At 67.4% G+C, this 20,699-nt stretch carries 21 protein-coding genes; 12 read left to right on the top strand and 9 right to left on the bottom strand.

The window, feature by feature from the left end:
* Positions 1–609, bottom strand: coding sequence for a septation protein A (locus H165_RS0114400; RefSeq protein WP_017939645.1), 609 nt, complete (start codon positions 607–609; stop codon positions 1–3).
* 98 nt (positions 610–707) lie between these two features.
* On the opposite strand from H165_RS0114400, the gene H165_RS0114405 reads away from it, so the two are divergent.
* Both H165_RS0114405 and H165_RS0114410 read left to right on the top strand, forming a co-directional pair.
* Complete coding sequence (locus tag H165_RS0114405; protein ID WP_017939646.1) at positions 708–1,574, top strand: PHP domain-containing protein; 867 nt, start codon at positions 708–710, stop codon at positions 1,572–1,574.
* A gap of 13 nt (positions 1,575–1,587) precedes the next feature.
* Positions 1,588–2,217, top strand: a complete 630-nt coding sequence (locus H165_RS0114410) for an L-threonylcarbamoyladenylate synthase (protein WP_017939647.1) — start codon at positions 1,588–1,590, stop codon at positions 2,215–2,217.
* A gap of 47 nt (positions 2,218–2,264) precedes the next feature.
* On the opposite strand, the gene H165_RS0114415 is transcribed toward H165_RS0114410, so the two are convergent.
* Positions 2,265–2,612 carry a PA2779 family protein gene (locus H165_RS0114415; protein WP_017939648.1) on the bottom strand — a complete coding sequence of 116 codons (348 nt, stop codon included), beginning with the start codon at positions 2,610–2,612 and terminating at the stop codon, positions 2,265–2,267.
* Between the two features lie 151 nt (positions 2,613–2,763).
* On the opposite strand from H165_RS0114415, the gene H165_RS0114420 reads away from it, so the two are divergent.
* The 4 genes from H165_RS0114420 (at position 2,764) to rluB (ending at position 5,869) form a co-directional block, all read left to right on the top strand.
* Entirely contained in the window at positions 2,764–3,588 is an 825-nt protein-coding gene (locus H165_RS0114420) for a segregation and condensation protein A (RefSeq protein WP_017939649.1), read from the top strand.
* Complete coding sequence (gene scpB, locus H165_RS0114425; protein WP_017939650.1) at positions 3,589–4,371, top strand: SMC-Scp complex subunit ScpB; 783 nt, start codon at positions 3,589–3,591, stop codon at positions 4,369–4,371.
* Between the two features lie 79 nt (positions 4,372–4,450).
* The gene (locus tag H165_RS0114430; RefSeq protein ID WP_017939651.1) at positions 4,451–4,636 is read left to right on the top strand and encodes a DUF1289 domain-containing protein; all 186 of its coding nucleotides are present in this window, start codon (positions 4,451–4,453) and stop codon (positions 4,634–4,636) included.
* A gap of 123 nt (positions 4,637–4,759) precedes the next feature.
* A complete protein-coding gene (rluB, locus tag H165_RS0114435) occupies positions 4,760–5,869 on the top strand; it encodes a 23S rRNA pseudouridine(2605) synthase RluB (protein ID WP_017939652.1) in 1,110 nt (369 codons plus the stop codon).
* Between the two features lie 76 nt (positions 5,870–5,945).
* On the opposite strand, the gene H165_RS0114440 is transcribed toward rluB, so the two are convergent.
* From H165_RS0114440 to H165_RS19260, 3 genes are all read right to left on the bottom strand, one after another.
* Entirely contained in the window at positions 5,946–6,776 is an 831-nt protein-coding gene (locus H165_RS0114440) for a hypothetical protein (protein WP_017939653.1), read from the bottom strand.
* A gap of 100 nt (positions 6,777–6,876) precedes the next feature.
* A complete protein-coding gene (locus tag H165_RS0114445) occupies positions 6,877–7,482 on the bottom strand; it encodes a tetratricopeptide repeat protein (protein WP_017939654.1) in 606 nt (201 codons plus the stop codon).
* A gap of 182 nt (positions 7,483–7,664) precedes the next feature.
* Positions 7,665–7,835 (bottom strand): DUF2897 family protein, encoded by a 171-nt coding sequence (locus tag H165_RS19260; RefSeq protein WP_017939655.1) that lies wholly within the window; start codon positions 7,833–7,835, stop codon positions 7,665–7,667.
* Positions 7,836–7,982: 147 nt separating this feature from the next.
* On the opposite strand from H165_RS19260, the gene pyrF reads away from it, so the two are divergent.
* Entirely contained in the window at positions 7,983–8,681 is a 699-nt protein-coding gene (pyrF, locus tag H165_RS0114455; protein ID WP_017939656.1) for an orotidine-5'-phosphate decarboxylase, read from the top strand.
* 24 nt (positions 8,682–8,705) lie between these two features.
* Here the strand turns inward: pyrF and cadR are convergent, their stop codons facing one another.
* On the bottom strand, positions 8,706–9,152 hold the full coding sequence (gene cadR / locus H165_RS0114460) for a Cd(II)/Pb(II)-responsive transcriptional regulator (protein WP_017939657.1): 447 nt from the start codon (positions 9,150–9,152) through the stop codon (positions 8,706–8,708).
* A gap of 79 nt (positions 9,153–9,231) precedes the next feature.
* Here cadR and H165_RS0114465 point away from each other — a divergent pair, with 79 nt between their 5' ends.
* The 4 genes from H165_RS0114465 (at position 9,232) to modC (ending at position 14,039) form a co-directional block, all read left to right on the top strand.
* Complete coding sequence (locus H165_RS0114465) at positions 9,232–11,415, top strand: heavy metal translocating P-type ATPase (RefSeq protein WP_017939658.1); 2,184 nt, start codon at positions 9,232–9,234, stop codon at positions 11,413–11,415.
* A gap of 86 nt (positions 11,416–11,501) precedes the next feature.
* The gene (modA, locus tag H165_RS0114470) at positions 11,502–12,257 is read left to right on the top strand and encodes a molybdate ABC transporter substrate-binding protein (RefSeq protein ID WP_017939659.1); all 756 of its coding nucleotides are present in this window, start codon (positions 11,502–11,504) and stop codon (positions 12,255–12,257) included.
* A 9-nt stretch (positions 12,258–12,266) separates the two neighbouring features.
* Positions 12,267–12,950 (top strand): molybdate ABC transporter permease subunit, encoded by a 684-nt coding sequence (modB, locus tag H165_RS0114475; RefSeq protein WP_017939660.1) that lies wholly within the window; start codon positions 12,267–12,269, stop codon positions 12,948–12,950.
* A complete protein-coding gene (gene modC, locus H165_RS0114480) occupies positions 12,951–14,039 on the top strand; it encodes a molybdenum ABC transporter ATP-binding protein (RefSeq protein WP_017939661.1) in 1,089 nt (362 codons plus the stop codon).
* Positions 14,040–14,067: 28 nt separating this feature from the next.
* Here modC and adeC read toward each other — a convergent pair whose 3' ends face one another.
* The 3 genes from adeC to H165_RS0114495 are packed head-to-tail and all read right to left on the bottom strand — an operon-like array spanning position 14,068 to position 19,792.
* Positions 14,068–15,498, bottom strand: a complete 1,431-nt coding sequence (gene adeC, locus H165_RS0114485; RefSeq protein WP_017939662.1) for an AdeC/AdeK/OprM family multidrug efflux complex outer membrane factor — start codon at positions 15,496–15,498, stop codon at positions 14,068–14,070.
* A complete protein-coding gene (locus tag H165_RS0114490) occupies positions 15,495–18,641 on the bottom strand; it encodes an efflux RND transporter permease subunit (RefSeq protein WP_017939663.1) in 3,147 nt (1,048 codons plus the stop codon). Before H165_RS0114490 ends, adeC begins: the two co-directional genes overlap by 4 nt.
* Positions 18,642–18,652: 11 nt before the next feature.
* A complete protein-coding gene (locus H165_RS0114495; protein ID WP_017939664.1) occupies positions 18,653–19,792 on the bottom strand; it encodes an efflux RND transporter periplasmic adaptor subunit in 1,140 nt (379 codons plus the stop codon).
* 675 nt (positions 19,793–20,467) lie between these two features.
* Here H165_RS0114495 and H165_RS19270 point away from each other — a divergent pair.
* The coding region (locus H165_RS19270; RefSeq protein ID WP_155943622.1) for a helix-turn-helix domain-containing protein at positions 20,468–20,699 on the top strand (232 nt) is incomplete at its 3' end.

A 20,699-nucleotide genomic window follows, 5' to 3' on the forward strand; every position in this document is an offset into this window, starting at 1 on the left:
TCAGTCCTTGCTCTTGGTGGCGGAGGGTACGGCCCCTTGGGCGCCGTCGTGGATGTGGCGGGCCAGGAATAGGCCCTGGCCGATCAGGAACAGCAGGGTCATGCCCAGGCTGCCGAAGACCTTGAAGTCGACCCAGATGCTTTCGAAGGTGAAGGCCACGAACAGGTTGGCCGCGCCGCTGATGATGAAGAACAGCACCCAGGCGACGTTCAGACGGTTCCAGATCGGCTGCGGCAGTTGCACGGCGTGACCCATCATGCGCTGGATCAGCGGCCTGTCGCCGATGAAGTGGCTGGCGGCGAAACCGATGGCGAACAGCCAGCTCACCACCGGGGCTTTCCACTTCAGGAAGGTTTCGTCGTGGAACAGCAGGGTCAGGGAACCGAAGGCCAGGCAGCCGATCAGGGTCAGCCACTGCCCCTTGTCGAGGCGGCGCTGGATCGCCAGCAGGCTGCCGTACACCACCAGCGAGCTGAGGATGAGTACCGCCGTGGCGCTGAAGATGCCCCCGAGAGTCAGTTCATGGCCGGCCAGTTCGATGCTGCGCGGATCGAGCTTGTAGACGATGAAGAAGAGGATCAGGGGGATGAAATCGATGAATTGTTTCACGGTGGCAGCCAGGTGCGGGATGTGCCGGCATAATATCAAACAACCCGGGGCTGTTGAGGTTCCGTCTCGGCCATATCCCTGAATGGAAAACCTGCCCCATGTCCATCGACCTGCATTGTCACAGCACCGCTTCGGACGGTGCGCTGACGCCCGCTGCTCTGGTCGCCCGAGCCCACGAGCGAGGCGTGCGCCTGCTGGCCCTGACCGACCACGACACTCTGGAGGGGCTGGACGAGGCGCGGGCGGCGGCCGACAGTCTGGGGCTGCGCCTGATCAATGGCGTGGAGCTGTCCTGCACCTGGGGAGGGGCGACCATCCACGTGCTCGGCTACGGTTTCGCCGCCGACGCGCCAGCCTTGCGCCGGGCGCTGGCCGAACTGCACGAGGGCCGCTGGCGGCGTGCCGAGGAGATCGGCCGGCGCCTGGAGGCCAAGGGCATGCCAGGAGCCTTCTTCGGCGCCCGGCAGGTCCAGTGTGAACTGGGCGACAGCGAGAACGCCCCGGCTCGTCCGCATTTCGCCGAATACCTGGTGCGCGCCGGCCACGTGCGCGACCGCGCCGAGGCGTTCCGCAAGTGGCTGGGGGCCGGCAAGCTGGGCGACGTCAAGCAGCATTGGCCGACGCTCGAGCAGACGGTTGCTACGCTGAGAGAGTCGGGTGCCTGGATCAGTCTGGCGCACCCTTGGTATTACGATTTCACCCGCAGCAAGCGGCGCCGGCTGGTGGCCGAATTCGTCGCCGCGGGAGGGCATGCTCTGGAGGTGGTCAACGGCATGCAGCCGGCTGAACAGGTCGGCAGCCTGGCGATTCTGGTCCGGGAGTTCGGTCTGCTGGCGAGCGTCGGCAGTGATTTCCATGCCCCGGGGCAGTGGTCCGAACTGGGCCTGTTTCGCGCCTTGCCGGAAGATCTGCCGCCACTCTGGACGCGTTTCGACTATGGCCAATGCGTTTCCGTTGCACGCTGAACAGGGAGTCAATGTGAGCCAATTCTTCCAGGTCCACCCGGAAAACCCGCAACCCCGTCTGATCAAACAGGCCGTGGAGATCGTCAGGAAAGGCGGGGTGATCGTCTACCCGACGGACTCCTCCTACGCGGTCGGTTGCCGGATCGGCGAGAAGAGCGCGGTGGATCGTATCCGCCACCTGCGCCGACTGGACGACAAGCACAACTTCACCCTGGTATGCCGTGATCTCTCGCAGCTCGGCCTGTTCGCCAAGGTGGACACCGTTGCCTTCCGCTTGCTGCGCACCTACACCCCGGGGTCCTACACCTTCATCCTCAACGCCACCCGCGAGGTGCCGCGCATGCTGCTGCATCCCAAGCGGCGCACCATCGGTCTGCGCGTGCCGGTACATCCCATCGCCCAGGCATTGCTCGCCGAGCTGGGCGAGCCGCTGATCAGTAGTAGCTTGATCCTCCCCGGCGAGGAACTGCCTATGAGCGATCCTTACGAGATGCGCCAGATCCTCGAGCATCAGGTGGATCTGGTCATCGACGGCGGTTTCGGCGGGTTGGAAGCCTCCACCGTGGTCAGCCTGGTGGACGACGAGGTGGAGGTGCTGCGCGTCGGTTGTGGCGACCCGACACCCTTCGCTGAGCTGGCCTGACAGGCGAGGCTTCCGACCTCGGGCCGGGGCGGACGAGGCGATCGGGCCTAGAGGATCAGTACCACCAGGATCGCCACCAGGAGGATGATGATCACGTCGGTGCCGCTCAGCGCGCCGCCGACCGGCAGGCTGTCGATGCGCTGCGCCAGGCTGGCGACTTCCGCGGGAGTCAGGGCGTCGACCCGGCTGCGCGCCGCCGCGGCGTCTACGCCGAGCACCTTCATGCGTTCTTCCACGCTGGCCCGGCTCAGGAAGTCGCGGACTTTGTCGCGGTCGGCCTCCACCTGCTGGTTGGCGACCACCTCGTCGGTGGCGATCATCGCGGCCTGGGCCGGCAACTGGGCCAGGCTGAGCGTCAGCAGCAGCGCGCTGAGCATCGTCATCAGGATTTTCATCTGGCAGTCCCTCATCATTGCGTCGGGCGGGAAAGGCTCCGAGCAGCGGCGGCAGGCCTGAGGCAACTCGATATAGAATGCCGGGGCGGCTCTCGAAGAGTTCGACCCGTCCGGCAAATCGCCGGTTCCCCATTCGGTGCATGAGGACGCCATGCAGGACAGCACGCCAGACCCCGCCGACAGCCAGGCCGACGCCCAGCAGGAGCTGCCGTTCGCCCTGGTCTACGGTCAGGCGATCACCGAGCTGCCCCAGGACCTGTACATCCCGCCGGATGCCCTGGAGGTGTTCCTCGAGGCCTTCGAGGGACCGCTGGACCTGCTCCTCTACCTGATCCGCAAGCAGAACATCGACATCCTCGACATCCCGGTGGCGGAGATCACCCGTCAGTACATGGGGTACGTCGAGCTGATGAAGGCGGTGCGCCTGGAGCTGGCCGCCGAGTACCTGGTGATGGCCGCCATGCTCGCCGAGATCAAGTCGCGCATGCTGCTGCCGCGCTCGGCGGAGGCCGAGGAGGACGAGGAGGATCCGCGAGCCGAGCTGATCCGCCGCCTGCAGGAATACGAGCGCTTCAAGAGTGCCGCCGAGGAGCTCGACGGCTTGCCGCGGGTCGGTCGCGAGATCGTCGTGCCGCGCCTGGAGGCCCCGGAAGCGCGGGCGCGCAAGCTGCTGCCACAGGTCAGCCTGGAGGAGCTGCTGCTGTCCATGGCCGAGGTGCTGCGTCGCGCCGACATGTTCGAGAGCCACCACGTGACTCGCGAGGCATTGTCCACCCGCGAGCGCATGAGCGAGGTGCTGGAACGTCTCAAGGACGGCGGCTTCGTGCCCTTCGTCGCGCTGTTCCGCGCCGAGGAGGGGCGCCTGGGGGTGGTGGTGACCTTCATGGCGGTCCTCGAACTGATCAAGGAATCCCTCGTCGAGCTGGTGCAGAATGAGCAGTTCGGCGCCATCCACGTGCGGGCAAGAGTGGAATAGATGAACCTGACCGATCCCAAGGAACTGGCCTCGCTGCTGGAGGCGATCCTCCTCGCCGCCGGCAAGCCGCTGTCCCTGGAGCGCCTCCAGGAGCTCTTCGAGGAGGGCGAGCGCCCCGAGCCGGCACTGTTCCGCGAGGCTCTGGGACTGCTCGGCAAGTCCTGCAAGGGGCGTGGCTTCGAGCTCAAGGAGGTGGCTTCCGGCTACCGCCTGCAGGTCCGCGAGCGCTTCGCTCCATGGGTCGGGCGACTCTGGGAGGAGCGACCGCAGCGCTATTCCCGCGCCTTGCTGGAGACCTTGGCGCTGATCGCCTACCGGCAGCCGATCACCCGCGGCGAGATCGAGGAGATCCGCGGCGTGGCGGTCAACAGCCAGATCATCAAGACCCTCCAGGAGCGCGAGTGGATCCGCGTGGTCGGCTACCGTGACGTACCCGGCAAGCCGGCGATGTTCGCCACCACCCGGGCGTTCCTCGACCACTTCAACCTGAAGAGTCTCGACGAACTGCCGCCTTTGGCCGAGCTGCGCGAGCTGGAGGCGGAACCCGAGTTCGCCCTTGACGAGGAGGCGCCGGTGCCCGCCGATCTGCAGGCGCGTGCCGACCTGGCCGCGGCCGGCGACGAGCCGCCGGCGCGCAGCGAGACCAGCTTCGGTACCCTCCTGGCCGAACTGGACGCCATGGAGCAGGGCCTGAAGACCGACTTCGACGACCTGCTGCAGGCGGCCGAGCCGGAGGCGACTCCGCAGGACGCGGCGGTGGATGCCGACGATCCGCTGCATTGAGGGGATTGAGACTTTCAATCCCGATGCCGGCCCTCGTGCCTTATGCTGGCGGCGCTTTCCCCAGTGGCAGGTTGCCGACATGAGTCAGAATCCCTGTATCAAGGTCTGCGAATTCAAGCAGGACGTCTGCCTGGGCTGCGGGCGCAGCCGCCAGGAGATCAAGGAGTGGAAGACGCTCGACAAGGCCGAGCGGCGCACCCTGCTGGCGATCGCCGACCTGCGCCTGCTGGCCATGGAGGCCACCGGGCGGCGCAAGCGGCGCTGAGCGGCTAGGCTGGAGGGGCTGCCTGCAGGAAAACGTCACCGCAGCCTGCGATCCGTGCGCCGAAGCGGCGAAGCGCGTATGATGCGCGCCCTTCATCACAGAGATACACCGGGAGGTGCCCAGATGAGTGAGTCCCCATCCAGACCCGGCGGCGAGAAGCTTCAGAAGGTCCTCGCCCGTCTCGGCCTGGCGTCGCGCCGCGATGCCGAGGCCTGGATCAGCGAGGGCCGAGTCAAGGTCAATAGCGTGGTGGCCAGCCTCGGCCAGCGCGTCGAACCGAGCGACGCCATCAGCGTCGACGGCCGCCTGATCAAGCGCGAGGAGCGCGCCGAAATCGTCCGCCGCGTGCTGATCTACAACAAGCCGGAGGGCGAAATCTGCACCCGCGAGGACCCGGAAGGCCGCCCGACCGTGTTCGACCGCCTGCCCAAGCTCAAGGAGGGTCGCTGGATCAACATCGGCCGCCTGGACATCAATACCACCGGCCTGCTGCTGTTCACCACCGATGGCGAGCTGGCCAACCGCCTGATGCACCCTTCCTACCAGATGGACCGCGAGTACGCGGTGCGCGTCCGCGGCGAGGTTACCGAGGAGATGATCGAGCGCCTCAAGGAAGGCGTGATGCTCGAGGACGGCCCGGCGCGCTTCACCGACATCCAGGCGGCGCCCGAGGGCGAGGGCCTGAACCGCTGGTACCACTGCGTGGTGATGGAGGGGCGCAACCGTGAGGTGCGGCGCCTCTGGGAATCCCAGGGCGTGGTGGTCAGTCGCCTTAAGCGCGTGCGCTTCGGCCCGGTGTTCCTGACTTCCGAGCTGACCATGGGCCGCTGGCGCGAAATGACCCAGGCTGAGGTGGACATCCTCAGCGCCGAGGTCGGGCTCAAGCCGGTACCGCTGCCGGCTATGAAGGAGAAGATGCGCGACAAGCTCGATCGCCTGCAGCGCAAGTCCGCCAAGCCGGTGCCGGCCGCTCGTGCGGGCCGCAAGGAGCGCGTGCTGCGTCCGCCCCTAGACGAAGCCGAGCGGCCGGCGCGCAAGCCGCGCGGCGAGGCGCCGCGTCCGACCAAGCGGGGTGGTACGCCGCTGGCGGAGCGTCCCCGTGACGTGGGCAAGAAGAAGCACTCCGGGCACGCCGTGGAGCTGGGCGAACGCCCGACCCGCAAGCCGGCTCCGGCCAAGCGCCGCCCGCCGGCCCACGAAGGGCAGCGTCCGGGCTTCGACCGCAAGCGCTGAAATTGCAAGAACAGAAAAGGGGCTCCGTGGAGCCCCTTTCTGTTTGGTCGTGCCGCAGAAGTGGCGTAGGCGGTGCTTAGTTGACCTTCAGCAAGCCGCCGGTACCCAGACCACCCTCGACTTCCTGAGCGCGGTAGTTCTTCAGCGAGACGATCATCTTGTTCCAGGCGTCGTTGAAGGCGGCGACGGTGGCCTTGCCTTCCGGAGTGCGCGAGAAGCCGCTCAGGCTGCCAGCGGTGCCGCCGGTGAAAGCGGACAGGGCAGCGCCATAGTTGGTCGCGGTGGCGCTGCCTTCGGAGCTGGAGATCTGCACCGAGGAGCGGATATCGAACAGCGACAGGGTCACCACCGAGGCCTTCGACTGCATGGCGCCGGCAATGCCAGCGACGGCGCTGTTGCCGATCAGGCCGCTCAGGGCCGAGCCCAGGCCGCCGACCGAGTCGTTGTTGATGATGATCTTCGGTTCCAGGAAGTAGTCGGCGGCTACGCGCTGACCTTTCTGCTGGTTGGAGCCGGCGCGGTATTCGCCGGAGTTGCGCTGCTGGTCGGTGATCCGGCTCAGGCGGCTGTCGAGCTGCTGGTTGCCGATGGAGGTGATGACGAAGCAGTTGGACTGCTGCACGGCGAGGCGCAACAGCGGCTCGATGGTGGTGACCTGGGTGGCGCTGCCGAACTGGCCGTACCAGTCGGAGTTGCGGCCGTCGTCGATGGCGATGGTGCCCAGGGTTCGCTCGCTGCGTTCCAGTTCCGGGTTGGCGCCGACGCTGGTGCTGCCGCCAGCGGAGCCGGACATGGCGGTGGACTGGTTGCCGGTGGTGACGATGCCGCCGCAGGCGCTGAGGGTGGCGCCCAGCAGGCACAGGCCGAAAAGTTTGGCGGCCTTTTGCGAGTAGAAAGGAATGTTCATCGCGGGGGGCTCCGTTTCTTCTTGGTGTTGGCAGGACAGGGGCCTCGACGGCCAGGCCGAGCCATGTGCCGGCATGGCTCGCCATGTTTTTCTTCTGGATTCAGTGGTAGTACCAGTGGCCGTGGGCCCAGTGTCCCAGGTAGGGGTACCCGCGATACCAGTAACCGCGGAAATACTGCCGCCAGTGTTGGCGCCAGCGGTAGTCCTCGACTTCAGTGCGCTTGGCTTCGGCGGCCTGCTCCAGCAGCTCGGCGGATTCCCGGTCGCCCTGAGCAGCGGCCAGGGACAGCCACTTCTCGGCCTCCTGCGGGTCGCTGCCGGTTTCTTCCAGACCGCTCAGGTAGAAGCCGCCCAGGGCCTTCTGAGCTTCCAGCAGGCCGCCATCGCCGGCCTTGCGCATCCATTGCAGCGCCTGGTAGCCGTTGCGCGCCACGCCATCGCCGCAGTAGTAGCGCAGGCCCAGGTCATAGGCGGCCTTGGGATTGGATGCCGCAGCCTGTTCGAGCTGGAGAATCTGTTCGCTCTTGCTGGCGGGAAGCTGGCGCAGGTAGTCGGCGCTTGCCGTGGTGAGCGGCCGTTCCGAACAGCCGGAGGTGTCGCAGAAGCGTGCGGTCTGCTTCGAGCCGCTGCAGCCGATCAGCAGGACGCAGAGGCCGGTCAGCAGGATGGAGCTCTTGGGCGAGGAAGGGCTGGGAGTGCTATCCATGGCTGGGCAGTCCTTGGTGAAGAAGCCGCGAGGATAATTGTCCGACAGGCGGTGCAGCAGCGTACCGGCTCTCCCGGTTGCCGGGGGATGCGCATGAATGCCCAGAAGCGTGAACTAGTTATCGGTTCTGGCACGCTCTCGCGTAGCCGAGAGGGCCGCCGAACCCTCCGCCGACGATCGGCTCAGCGGTCTTCTTCCGCGTCCTTGGCCTCCTGCTCGCGGTTGCGCTGGCGGATGCGCTCCAGCTGCTCCTCGCTGAGCGGCAGCTTCTTCGCCGTGTCGCGCAACAGGAGCAGGCCGCCGAGGATGGAACCAAGGGCGAGGATCAGGATCAGCCAGGCATACCAAGGCATCTGCGTTCTCCTTCGGGGATATGGCCTCACCATAACCCCGTCGCAGGCGCTTGTCAGGCGGCTTATCCGCAGTGCGTGCGGGCGGGCGGCACGCCGGGCAGGCTTCCGCTACAATGCGCGCCGTTTTCGACTTGCTGAGAGCCCGCCATGTCCGCCTGCCAGACTCCGATCATCGTCGCCCTCGACTTTCCCGCCCGCGAGCCCGCCCTGGCTCTCGCCGACCGGCTCGATCCGCGGCTGTGCCGGGTCAAGGTCGGCAAGGAGCTGTTCACCCGCTGCGGCCCAGCGGTGGTGGAGGCGTTGCAGGCCAGGGGCTTCGAGGTGTTCCTCGACCTGAAGTTCCACGACATTCCCAACACCACCGCCATGGCGGTGAAGGCCGCCGCCGAGCTGGGCGTATGGATGGTCAACGTGCACTGCTCCGGCGGGTTGCGCATGATGGCCGCCTGCCGCGAGAGCCTGGATCAGTGCGCCGGCGCCCGGCCGCTGTTGATCGGCGTCACCGTACTGACCAGCATGGAGCGCGCCGACCTGGCCGGCATCGGTCTGGACGTGGAGCCCCAGGAGCAGGTCTTGCGCCTCGCCGCGCTGGCCGAACGGGCCGGGCTCGACGGCCTGGTCTGCTCGGCCCAGGAGGCGCCGGCGCTGAAGGCCGGGCATCCGCGCCTGCAACTGGTGACTCCGGGGATCCGCCCGGCCGGCAGTGCCCAGGACGATCAGCGGCGCGTCCTCACCCCACGCCGGGCCATCCAGGCCGGTTCCGACTTCCTGGTGATAGGCCGGCCCATCACCCAGGCTGCCGACCCGGCCCAGGCCCTGGCCGCGGTGGTCTCAGAGCTGGCCTGATCCCCGGGCTGCCCGGGTCTCGCTTCAGTGCCCATGGCTGTTGGCCAAGTGGGAATGTCCGGGCGGGGAGAGGTCCTCCACCGCCCCAGCCTCGTTCAGTCGCCGCAGGATGCCGCAGGCCTCGCCGCCGGCCCGGCACTGCCGGCGCAGCTCCAGCAGTTGCTGCTCCATGGCCTGCAGGCTGGCGATGCGTGCCCGTACGTGGGCGATGTGCTCGTCGATCAGCGCATTGGCGTCAGCGCAGCCGGCCCGCGGCTGCTCGCGCAGTTCCAGCAGGCGGCGGATTTCCTCGTGGGTCATGTCTAGGCTGCGGCAGTTGCGGATGAAGGTCAGCCGCTCGACGTGGGCGTCGCCGTAGGCGCGGTAGTTGTTCGCGCCCCGCGCCGCGGGCGGCAGCAACCCCTCGCGCTCGTAGTAGCGTATGGTCTCCACGCTGCAGTCGGTCAGTCTGGCCAGTTCACCGATCTTCATGACGGGTCCTCCAGTGGCTTGACCCTATAGTGACTACAGGGTGTTAACTCGACAACAACCCCGAAACGGAGTCGTTGTCATGAGCCAGTGCTGCAGACACCAGCATCAGCATCCCGAGCGTCAGCCTCAGGCCCATTCGTCCAGCCCGCTGCCGACGGCAGGCGCCGGCGGAGAGGCGCGCCTGAGCCGGGTGCGCATCCAGCAGATGGACTGTCCCACCGAGGAGGCGCTGATCCGCAGTCGCCTGGAGGGCATGCCCGGAGTCTTCGCCTTGGAGTTCAACCTGCTGCAGCGGGTGCTTGGCATCCAGCACGGCCCCGGTGCCCTGGAGGGCATCCTGCAGGCGATCCGCGAGTTGGGCTTCACTCCACAGCTGGAGAGCGATTCCCGGCCTGAGCTGCCCGAGGATGCGCCGCAGCGCAACTGGCAGTTGGCCCTTGCTGGGCTGGCGGCGCTGCTTGCCGAGGCGCTGCACTTCGCCGGCCGGTGGCCGGAGTGGACGGTGGCCGGGCTGGCCCTGGCGGCCATCCTGATCTGTGGCCTGGGTACCTATCGCAAGGGTTGGGTGGCGCTGAAGAACCGCAACCTCAACATCAACGCGCTGATGAGCATCGCGGTGACCGGTGCGTTGCTGATCGGCGAGTGGCCGGAGGCGGCCATGGTCATGGTGCTCTTCGTGATCGCCGAACGCATCGAGGCGCGTTCCCTGGAGCGCGCCCGGCGGGCGATCCGTGGTCTGCTGGCCCTGACCCCGGAGCGTGCCAGCGTGCAGCAGGCCGATGGTGCCTGGCGGGACGTGGCGCTCGCCGAGGTGCCCATCGGCGCCCGGGTGCGGGTGCGCCCCGGCGAGCGCATCGGTCTCGACGGCGAGGTGCTGGAGGGGCGTTCCAGCGTCGACCAGGCGCCGATCACTGGGGAAAGCCTCCCGGTGGAGAAGGGTGTCGGCGATCTGCTGTTCGCCGGCACCATCAATCAGAGCGGCGAGCTGGAGTATCGGGTCACCGCGCTGGCGAATGACAGCACCCTGGCGCGGATCATTCACAGCGTCGAGGAGGCCCAGGGTGCCAAGGCGCCGACCCAACGCTTCGTCGATCGTTTCGCGCGCATCTACACCCCGACGGTATTCGTTCTCGCCCTGCTGGTGGCGCTGTTGCCGCCGCTGTTCGGCGGCGCCTGGCTGGACTGGCTGTACCGCGCACTGGTTCTGCTGGTGGTGGCCTGCCCCTGCGCCCTGGTGATCTCCACCCCGGTGACCATCGTCAGCGGCCTGGCCGCCGCGGCGCGCCACGGCCTGCTGATCAAGGGCGGCGTGTATCTGGAGAGCGGCGGCCGCCTCGACGTGCTGGCCCTCGACAAGACCGGCACCATCACCCACGGCCGCCCGGCGCAGACCGACTTCGTGCTCCTTGCCGGTGACGCGGCGCTGAGTCGCGCGGTGGCCGCCAGCCTGGCGGCGCGCTCCGACCACCCGGTGTCTCTGGCCCTGGCCTGCCAGGCCGAGGCGGAGGCCATCGCCCTGCTGCCGGTGCGCGCTTTCGCGGCCCTGCCGGGACGCGGCTGCCGCGGCGAGGTGGAGGGACGCCTCTACCATCTCGGCAACCATCGCCTGGTGGAGGATCTGGGCCTCTGCTCGGCGGAGCTGGAAGCACGCCTGGAGGCGCTGGAGCGCCAGGGCAAGAGCGTGGTGCTGCTCTGCGCCGAAGGCCAGGTGCTCGCCCTGTTCGCCGTGGCCGACACCCTCAAGCCGACCAGCCGTGCGGCCCTTGCCGAACTGCACGCGCTGGGCATCCGCAGCCTGATGCTGAGCGGCGACAACCCGCACACTGCGGAGAGCATCGGCCGCCAGGTGGGCATCGACGAGACCCGCGGCAACCTGCTGCCGGCCGACAAGCTGGCCGCTATCGAAGCACTGCAGGCCCAGGGGCTGGTGGTCGGCATGGTCGGCGACGGCATCAACGACGCCCCGGCCCTGGCCCGCGCGGACATCGGCTACGCCATGGGCGCGGCGGGCAGCGACAGTGCCATCGAGACCGCCGACGTGGCGGTGATGGACGACGACCTGCGCAAGCTGGCCACCTTCGTGCGCCTGTCCCGCGCGACCGCGCGCATCCTCCGGCAGAACATCGCCCTGGCGCTGGGCGTCAAGGGGCTGTTCCTGGCGGTCGCGGTTGCTGGCGAAGCGACCCTGTGGATGGCCGTGTTCGCCGACATGGGCGTCAGCCTGCTGGTGGTGTTCAACGGCCTGCGCCTGCTGCGCCGTTAGGGCAGAGGGAATCGCGATTGGCGGGCAGGAGATAGCGCTATATAGTTTTCGCTATAGCGCTACGACAAGCATGCCAGGAGCCCACCATGCGCCGCCGTTTCCTCACCGCACTGTTCGCCTTGATCGCTATCGGCCGGCTGTCGGGGGCGGCAGCCGACGAGGTGCAGGTGGCGGTGGCCGCCAACTTCGCCGGTCCGCTGCAGGCGATGGCCGAGGATTTCCGGAACACCACCGGTCACAGGCTGGTAGCTTCCTTCGGCGCGACCGGACAGTTCTACGCACAGATCAGGCACGGCGCGCCTTTCGAGGTGTTCCTCGCCGCCGACGCGGCCACCCCGGCCAGGCTCGAAGAAGAGGGCGAGGCGCTGCCCGGTTCACGCTTCACCTATGCCATCGGCACCCTGGCGCTCTGGTCGGCAAGGCCGGGCTACGTGGACGCTGGGGGCGAGGTGCTCAAGGGCCAGGGCTTCCGTCACCTGGCCATCGCCAACCCGAAGACCGCGCCCTACGGCCAGGCGGCCATCCAGGTACTGGAGCGCCTGGGGCTGCGCGAGGCGTTGGCCGGCAGGCTGGTGGAAGGGCAGAGCATCACCCAGGCGCACCAGTTCGTCGCCAGTGGCAATGCCGAACTGGGCTTCGTGGCGCTTTCGCAGATCCAGCAGGACGGGCGCCTCGGCAGCGGTTCCGCCTGGATAGTGCCGGCGGGGCTTCACGAGCCGATCCGTCAGGATGCGCTGATCCTCGCCAAGGGCAGGGACAACCCGGCGGCCCAGGCCTTCCTCGACTACCTGAAGGGCGAGCGAGCCGGCAGGCTGATCGAGTCCTTCGGCTACGGCCGCTGAGGTGCCGCCATGCCCCTCGGCCCCGCTGACCTGGCCGCCATTTGGCTGACTCTCAAGCTGGCGACCCTGACCACCCTGCTGTTGCTGCTGTTGGGCACGCCCATCGCCTGGTGGCTGGCCCACACCCGTTCGCGCCTTAAGGCGCCGGTGAGCGCCCTGGTCGCCCTGCCGCTGGTGCTGCCGCCGACGGTGATCGGGTTCTACCTGCTGGTCGGCATGGGGCCCAACGGCCCCATCGGCCAACTGACCCAGAGCCTCGGTCTCGGTCTGCTGCCGTTCAGCTTCGCCGGCCTGGTGGTGGGCTCAATGATCTATTCGCTGCCCTTCGTGGTGCAGCCTCTGCACAACGCCTTCGTCGCCATGGGTACGCGCCCCCTGGAGGTGGCGGCGACCCTGCGCGCCGGGCCCTGGGATCGCTTCTTCACCGTGGCCCTGCCGCTCGCCCGGCCGGGGCTGTTCAGCGCCGGGGTGCTCGGCTTTGCCCATACGGTGGGCGAGTTTGGGGTGGTGTTGATGATCGGCGGCAACATCCCGGAGAAGACCCGGGTGGTCTCGGTACAGATCTACGATCGTGTCGAGGCCCTGGAGTACGCCCAGGCGCACTGGCTGGCCGGTGGCATGCTGGCGTTCTCCTTCCTGATTCTGCTGGCGCTCTACTCGTCGAGGCGTCTGCGCCCGGCCTGGGGGAACTGAATGGCTGAAGGCATAGAAGCGCGTCTGCGCCTCGACTACCCGGGTTTCGTTCTGGACGTCGACCTGCGCCTGCCGGGGCGCGGAGTGACCGCGCTGTTCGGTCCCTCCGGCTCCGGCAAGACCAGCCTGCTGCGTTGCATCGCCGGGCTGGAGCGGGCCGGACAGGGCTTTCTCAGGGTCAATGGCGAACTCTGGCAGGACAGCGCCGCGCATCTGCTGCTGCCGACCCACAGGCGCGCCCTTGGCTACGTCTTTCAGGAGGCCAGCCTGTTCGAGCACCTGAACGTGCGGCGCAACCTGGAGTACGGCTGGAAACGCATCCCGGAGGCCCAGCGGCGGGTCGGTCTGGAGCAGGCGGTGGCGCTGCTGGGCCTCGGCCATCTGCTGGAGCGCATGCCGCAGCGCCTCTCCGGCGGCGAGCGGCAGCGGGTCGGCATCGCCCGGGCGCTGCTCACCAGCCCGCGCCTGCTGCTCCTCGACGAGCCGCTGGCGGCCCTCGACGTGCGCCTGAAGAACGAGATCCTGCCTTATCTGGAGCGCCTGCACGACGAGCTGGACATCCCAGTACTCTATGTCAGCCACGCTCCGGACGAGGTGGCGCGTCTGGCCGACCACCTGGTGCTGCTGGAGCAGGGGCGGGTGCTGGCCAGCGGGCCGCTCGGCGACACCTTGGCACGTCTCGACCTGCCCCTGGCGCTGGCCGAGGACGCCGGGGTGGTGGTGGAAGGCCGGGTGGTCGGCCATGACGCCCACTACCAGTTGCTCAGCCTGGCGCTGCCGGGCGGTGGGGAGCTCCTCCGGGTGGCCCATGCGCCGCTGGCCACAGGGCGGCAGCTGCGCTGCAAGATCCAGGCGCGGGACGTCAGCCTGAGCCTGCAGCGCCCCGAGGGCAGCAGCATTCTCAATCTGTTGCCCGCGCAGGTGAGCGGCGAGCTGCCGGCAGCGGGCGGCGCCCACGTGCTGGTACGTCTGGAGGTGGCGGGTACGCCCCTGCTGGCGCGCATCACCCGTTATTCGCGGGATCAGCTGGGGCTCTTCCCCGGCCAGCGCCTGTGGGCGCAGGTGAAAGCGGTGGCCGTGCTGGCCTGAGGCGGGGCCGTCCCTGGCCCCGATGGGATCAGGAGCGCGGCGCGGCCGCGTCCTGCAGGTCGGCCTGCTGCTCGGTCCAGCCGCCGCCCAGTGCCTTGTAGAGGTTCACTTCGCTGGTCAGCTGGGCCAGGCGGTCGATGATCAGCGCCTGTTGGGCGTTGAACAGCGAACGCTGGGCGTCGAGGAAGGTCAGGCTGCTGTCGATGCCGATCTGGTAGCGGCGCTCGGCCAGGTGGTAGTAGTCCTGGCTGGCGGCCACCAGGTCGCGCTGTGCCTGCAGCTGCTCGCGGTAGGTGTCGCGCGCGGCGAGGCCGTCGGCCACTTCGCGGAAGGCGGTCTGGATGGCTTTCTCGTACTGGGCCACCTGGACGTTCTTCTGGATCTTCGCGTAGTCGAGGCTGGCCTTCAGGGACCCGGCGTTGAAGATCGGCAGGCTGATCTGCGGGCTGAACAGCCAGGTGCCCGAGCCAGCGTCGAACATGCCCGACAGGTCCGGGCTCAGGGTGCCGGCGTTGGCGGTCAGGCTGATGTTCGGAAAGAAGGCCGCGCGGGCCGCGCCGATGTTGGCGTTGGCCGCCTTCAGCTGGTGCTCGGCGGCGAGGATGTCCGGACGCCGCTGGAGCAGCTCGGAGGGCAGGCCGGCGGGCACTTCGCCGAGCAGCTCGGCGTTCAGGTCGAGCGGCTTGGCCAGATCCTCCGGAATGCTGCTGCCGAGCAGCAGGGTCAGGGCGTTGCGGTCCTCGGCGACCAGGCGCTGGTACTGGGCCAGGCTGACCCGTGCGCTTTCCACTGCGGTGCGCGACTGGCTGAGGGCCAGTGCGGAGGCGACGCCGACGTCGTAGCTGCGCTTGGTCAGCGCGTAGCTGTCTTCGTAGGTGCGCAGGGTCTCGCGGGTCAGATCGAGCAGGGCCTGGTCGGCCTGCCAGGTCAGGTAGGCGTTGGCGACGCTGGCCACCAGGCTGATCTGGGTGCTGCGGCGCGCCTCCTCGGTGGCCAGGTACTGCTCCAGGGCGGCGTCGCGCAGGCTGCGCAGACGGCCGAACAGGTCCAGTTCCCAGCTGGTGCCGATGACCGCCGAGTACTGGCTGCTGATGGTCGACTCGCCGGTCTGCGACAGGCGCCTGGGCAGGCGCTGGCGGGTCGCGCCGCCTTCCGCGGAGAGCGCTGGGAACAGGTCGGCGCGCTGGATGCGGTAGAGCGCCTGGTAGGCCTCGACGTTCAGCGCCGCGGTGCGCAGATCGCGGTTGTTGTCCAGGGCGATCTGGATCAGCCGGTGCAGCGCCGGGTCGCGGAAGAATTCACGCCAGCCGAGCAGGGCGGCGGGTTCCCCGGCGGTGGTTCCGACGGTCGCCGGATAGGCGTCGGCCACTGGCGACTCGGGGCGCTGGTAGTCGGGAATCAGGCTGCAGCCGGCGAGCAGGGTGGCGGCTACGGCCAGGGGCAACAGGGACGGCCTCACGGCGTCACCTCCTTAGTAAGTGCGGTATCTACGGCCTTGGGCTGCTTCTTCTCGAACAGTGAGCAGATCAGCACGTAGAACAACGGAATCCAGAAGATCGCCAGGACCAGAGCGCTGAGCATGCCGCCGATCACCCCGGTGCCGATGGAGTGCTTGCTGCCGGCGCCGGCGCCGGCGGAGATGGCCAGCGGCAGCACGCCGAAGATGAACGCCAGGGAGGTCATGACGATCGGACGCAGTCGCATGCGGCAGGCCTCGATGGCCGCGTCGACGTAACTCATGCCCTGTTCGTGCAGGGTCTTGGCGAATTCCACGATGAGAATCGCGTTGCGCGCCGACAGGCCGATGGTGGTCAGCAGGCCGACCAGGAAGAACACGTCGTTGGACAGCCCGCGCAGGCTGGTGAACAGAAGCGCGCCGACGACCCCCAGCGGCACGGTGAGGATCACCGCGAAGGGGATCGACCAGCTCTCGTAGAGCGCGGCCAGGCAGAGGAACACCACCAGCAGGGAGAGGACCATCAGGGCCGTCTTCTGCGAGCCGGCCAGGCGCTCCTCGTAGGACAGGCCGGTCCAGGAATAGCCGATGCCTTCCGGTAGCTGCCTGGCGATTTCTTCCACGGCGAGCATGGCGTCGCCGGAGCTGTAGCCGGGTGCCGCCTCACCGAGGATCTCCACCGCCGAGACGCCGTTGTAGCGCGACAGCTTGGGCGGGCCATAGGTCCAGCGGCCGCTGGCGAAGGCGCTGAAGGGTACCATCTCGCCCTTATCGTTGCGCACGTACCACTTGCCCAGGTCTTCCGGGGCCATGCGCGAGGAGGGGTCGCCCTGCAGGTAGACCTTCTTGACGCGGCCGCGGTCGATGAAGTCGTTGACGTAGCTGGCACCCCAGGCGATCGACAGGGTGTTGTTGATGTCGGACAGCGACAGGCCGAGGGCGCGGGCACGCTCGTCGTCGATCAGCAACTGGTACTGCGGCTCATCGCGCAGGCCGTTGGCGCGCACGCGGTTGAGCACCGGGTGCTGGCTGGCCAGCTGCAGGAACTTGTCGCGAGCCTCGTTGAGCACCTCGTGGCCGACGCCGGCCTGGTCCTGGAGGAACAGGTCGAAGCCGGTGGCGTTACCCAGCTCCATCACCGCCGGCGGCGCGAAGGCGAACACCAGGGCGTCGCGGAAGCCGAAGAAGCGCATCTGTGCACGCTGGGCGAGGGCGAACACGCTGTTCTGCTCGCCGGGGCGCTCGGACCAGGGCTTCAGGCCGATGAACGCCATGCCCGAGCTCTGGCCACGGCCGGCGAAGTTGAAGCCGGTGACGGTGAACACCGAGTTGACCACGTCCTTCTCTTCGGTCAGCAGGTACTCGCGCATCGCGTCGACCACCGCCTGAGTGCGCTGGGCACTGGAGCCGGCCGGGGTCTGCACCTGAGCGAACAGCACGCCCTGGTCTTCCTCGGGGAGGAAGGCGGTGGGGATGCGGCTGAACATCCAGGCCGCCAGGCCGACGATCACCAGGTACATCAGCACGTATGGTGCCTTGCGGCGCAGCACCGCGGCGACGCCGCGCTGGTAGGCATGGCTGCTGCGTTCGAAGGTGCGGTTGAACCAGCCGAAGAAGCCGCGTTTCTCGTGGTGCTCGCCCTTGGCGATGGGCTTGAGGATGGTGGCGCACAGCGCCGGGGTGAAGATCAGCGCGACCAGCACCGAAAGGCTCATGGCCGAGACGATGGTGATCGAGAACTGTCGGTAGATCACCCCGGTGGAGCCGCTGAAGAAGGCCATCGGCAGGAACACCGCGGAGAGCACCAGGGCGATGCCCACCAGAGCGCCCTGGATCTGGCCCATGGACTTGCGGGTGGCCTCCACCGGCGGCAGGCCTTCCTCGCGCATCACCCGCTCGACGTTTTCCACCACCACGATGGCGTCGTCCACCAGCAGACCGATGGCCAGCACCATGGCGAACATGGTCAGGGTGTTGATGCTGAAGCCGCAGGCCGCCAGCACGCCGAAGGTGCCGAGCAGCACCACCGGTACCGCCAGGGTGGGGATGATGGTGACGCGCAGGTTCTGCAGGAACAGGTACATCACCAGGAACACCAGGCCGATGGCCTCGAACAGGGTCTGTACCACGCCCTTGATGGAGGCGGAGATCACCGGAGTGGTGTCGTAGGGGTAGACCACCTCCATGCCCTGCGGGAAGAACGGCTTGAGGCTGTCGAGGGTTTCGCGCAGCGCCTGGGCGGTATCCAGGGCGTTGGCGCCGGTGGCCAGTTTCACCGCCAGGCCGGAGGCCGGCATGCCGTTGTACTGGGCGTTGATCGAGTAGTTCTCGCCGCCCAGTTCGACCCGGGCGACGTCGCCCAGACGCACCTGCGAACCGTCGCTGTTGACCTTGAGGAGAATATTGCGGAACTCCTCGGGGGTCTGCAGACGGGTCTTGCCGATGATGGTGGCGTTCAGCTGCTGGCCGGGCACGGCCGGCAGGCCACCGAACTGGCCGGAGGAAACCTGCACGTTCTGCACCTGGATGGCGTTCTTCACGTCCACCGGGGTGAGCTGGAAGTTGTTCAGCTTGGCCGGGTCGAGCCAGATGCGCATGGCGAACTGCGCGCCGAACACCTGGAAGTCACCCACGCCACGGGTCCGCGAGATGGGGTCCTGCAGGTTGGAGACGATGTAGTTGGACAGCTCCTCGCGGGTCATGCTGCCGTCGGTGGAGACGATGCCGATCACCAGCAGGAAGTTCTTCACTGCCTTGGTGACGCGGATGCCCTGCTGCTGCACTTCCTGCGGCAGCAGGGGAGTGGCCAGCTGCAGCTTGTTCTGCACCTGCACTTGGGCGATGTCCGGGTTGACCCCCTGTTCGAAGGTCACGGTGATGGTCATGCTGCCGTCGGAGTTGCTCTCCGAGGTGATGTAGCGCAGGCCGTCGAGACCGTTGAGTTGCTGTTCGATCACCTGAATCACGGTGTCCTGCACGGTCTGTGCAGAGGCGCCGGGGTAGGTGACCTGAATGCCGATGGCCGGCGGCGCGATGCTCGGATACTGGTTGATCGGTAGCTTGAGGATCGACAGGGCTCCGGCCAGCATGATCACCAGGGCGATCACCCAGGCGAAGATCGGGCGGTCGATGAAGAATTTCGACATGTGGCTTTACCTCAACGCGCGGGCTGCGCGGCCGCGGCGGAGATGGGCTGGGTGACGTTGCCGGCGGGCATGGTCTCGACCTTCACGCCCGGCTGCACGAACTGCAGGCCTTCCGTGATCAGTCGGTCGCCGGCCTTGAGGCCGGAATTGACCAGCCAGCGGTCGCCGACGGTGCGTTCGGCATCCAGCTTGCGCAGCTCGACCACGTTGTCGTCGTTCACCACCAGGGCGATCGGCGTGCCGCTGGGGTCGCGGGTCACGCCCTGCTGCGGGGCGAGGATGGCCTGCTCCTGCAGACCCTCGACCAACTGGGCATGGACGAACATGCCTGGCAGCAGTTCGTGCTCGGGGTTGGGGAACACCGCGCGGAGCACCACGGAACCGGTACCGGCGTCCACCGACACTTCGGAGAACTCCAGGGTGCCCTCGTGGGCGTAGAGGCTGCCGTCCTCCAGCTTCAGCTTGACCTTGGCGGCGGATTCGCCGGCCTTCTGCAGCTTGCCGCTGGCTAGCTCCTTGCGCAGGCGCAGGATGTCTTTGGAAGACTGGGTGACGTCTACGTAGATCGGGTCGAGCTGCTGGATCACCGCCAGGGCTTCGGCCTGGCCGTTGTTGACCAGCGCGCCCTCGGTCACCGCGGAGCGGCCGATGCGTCCGGAGATGGGCGCCAGCACCTTGGTGTAGCGCAGATTGATCTGCGCGCTTTCCAGGGCGGCCTGGTCTCGCAGGAAGTTGGCCTGGGCCTGGTCGTATTCCTGGCGGCTCACCGCCTGGTCGGCGACCAGCTCCTTGTAGCGTTCGGCCAGCGCCTTGGACGACTGCAGCGCGGCCAGGGCGCTCTTGTAGGTCGCCTCGTAGGTGGCCGGGTCGATCTGGTACAGCTGCTGGCCGGCCTTCACCTCGCTGCCCTCGGCGAACAGTCGCTTGAGGATGATGCCGTTCACCTGCGGACGCACTTCGGCGATGCGGTAGGCAGCGGTGCGTCCCGGCAGCTCGGTGGTCTGTGCGAAGGGCTGGGCCTCCAGGGTGACGATGCCGACCTTGGGCAGGTCCGACGGGGCTTGTTCGGTCTGTTGCTCGCAGCCGCCGAGCAACAGCGCCGCAAGGGCAATGCTGGAGACCAGGGCGGGAATGGTAGGTTTGAAAGACATGGAGTGCTCTCGTCTCTGAGCTCTATCGGCTCTCTGTGCGTGAAGGAATTTTATGGAGGAAACGAAAAATCAGGAGACCGACTACGATACTTACGTTCAAGAATGTCTGTAAACGACTTTCGACGTACAGATCGCCCCTTCCGGCCCGCCGCGGGCGGCTGAGTACGGAGCCTGGAGCAGCCCGTTGCGGAGGCACTGGAGAGACTGCTCTCGTTTACCCAAGATCGGCACAGGCCGCGGATTACGGTTGTGTCCGGAATTTCCGGGTGCAGTGCCGCTGCGCGGAAAGTGTGAAGTCGTGGGGTGGAATTGGCTAAAGGTCGCGGATTGTGATGATTCTCGCAACAAAGTTTTGCCATCCTTGGTCGCTCGCCTCTCCGCCTGCCTAGACCCCATCACTCAGGGGAACTGCTCATGGACGGCCCTCCCAACGGCTCGCTGCCGTGAGCCTGTTCCGCTGAGCCTCTTCTGAAGTCGTTCCGAATCGATGGCAAGTATCGGAATAGGAAATTCGGAACTTCCCCCACGGATTGGAGGACTAATCGACTGGTGGCGATATGCAAGCGCTATTGGGCGATGCACCACTGCGGTCGCGCGGTTCGCAATAAATGCTGTCGTCTGGCGGCCGCAAAAACTGAGTGCAACACCTGACCTTTCCGGTACGGTGTTGCCCCTATGTCCTATTCCGAACTCAGCGTTGAAGAACGCGCCACCATTCAAATCGGTCATGCCCAAGGCCTCAGCCTGCGCAGGATCGCCAGCCTGATCGACCGCTCTCCCTCGACCATCAGCCGTGAGGTGCGTCGCAACCGTGACGCCTGCGGGCACTACTCGGCCCGGACGGCGCAGCGGCGAATGCAAGCCCGTCGCCAGGCGTGTCGGCCGACGCGCAAGCTGGTGCCCGGCA

Source organism: Pseudomonas thermotolerans DSM 14292 (assembly GCF_000364625.1).
Lineage (GTDB): Bacteria > Pseudomonadota > Gammaproteobacteria > Pseudomonadales > Pseudomonadaceae > Aquipseudomonas > Aquipseudomonas thermotolerans.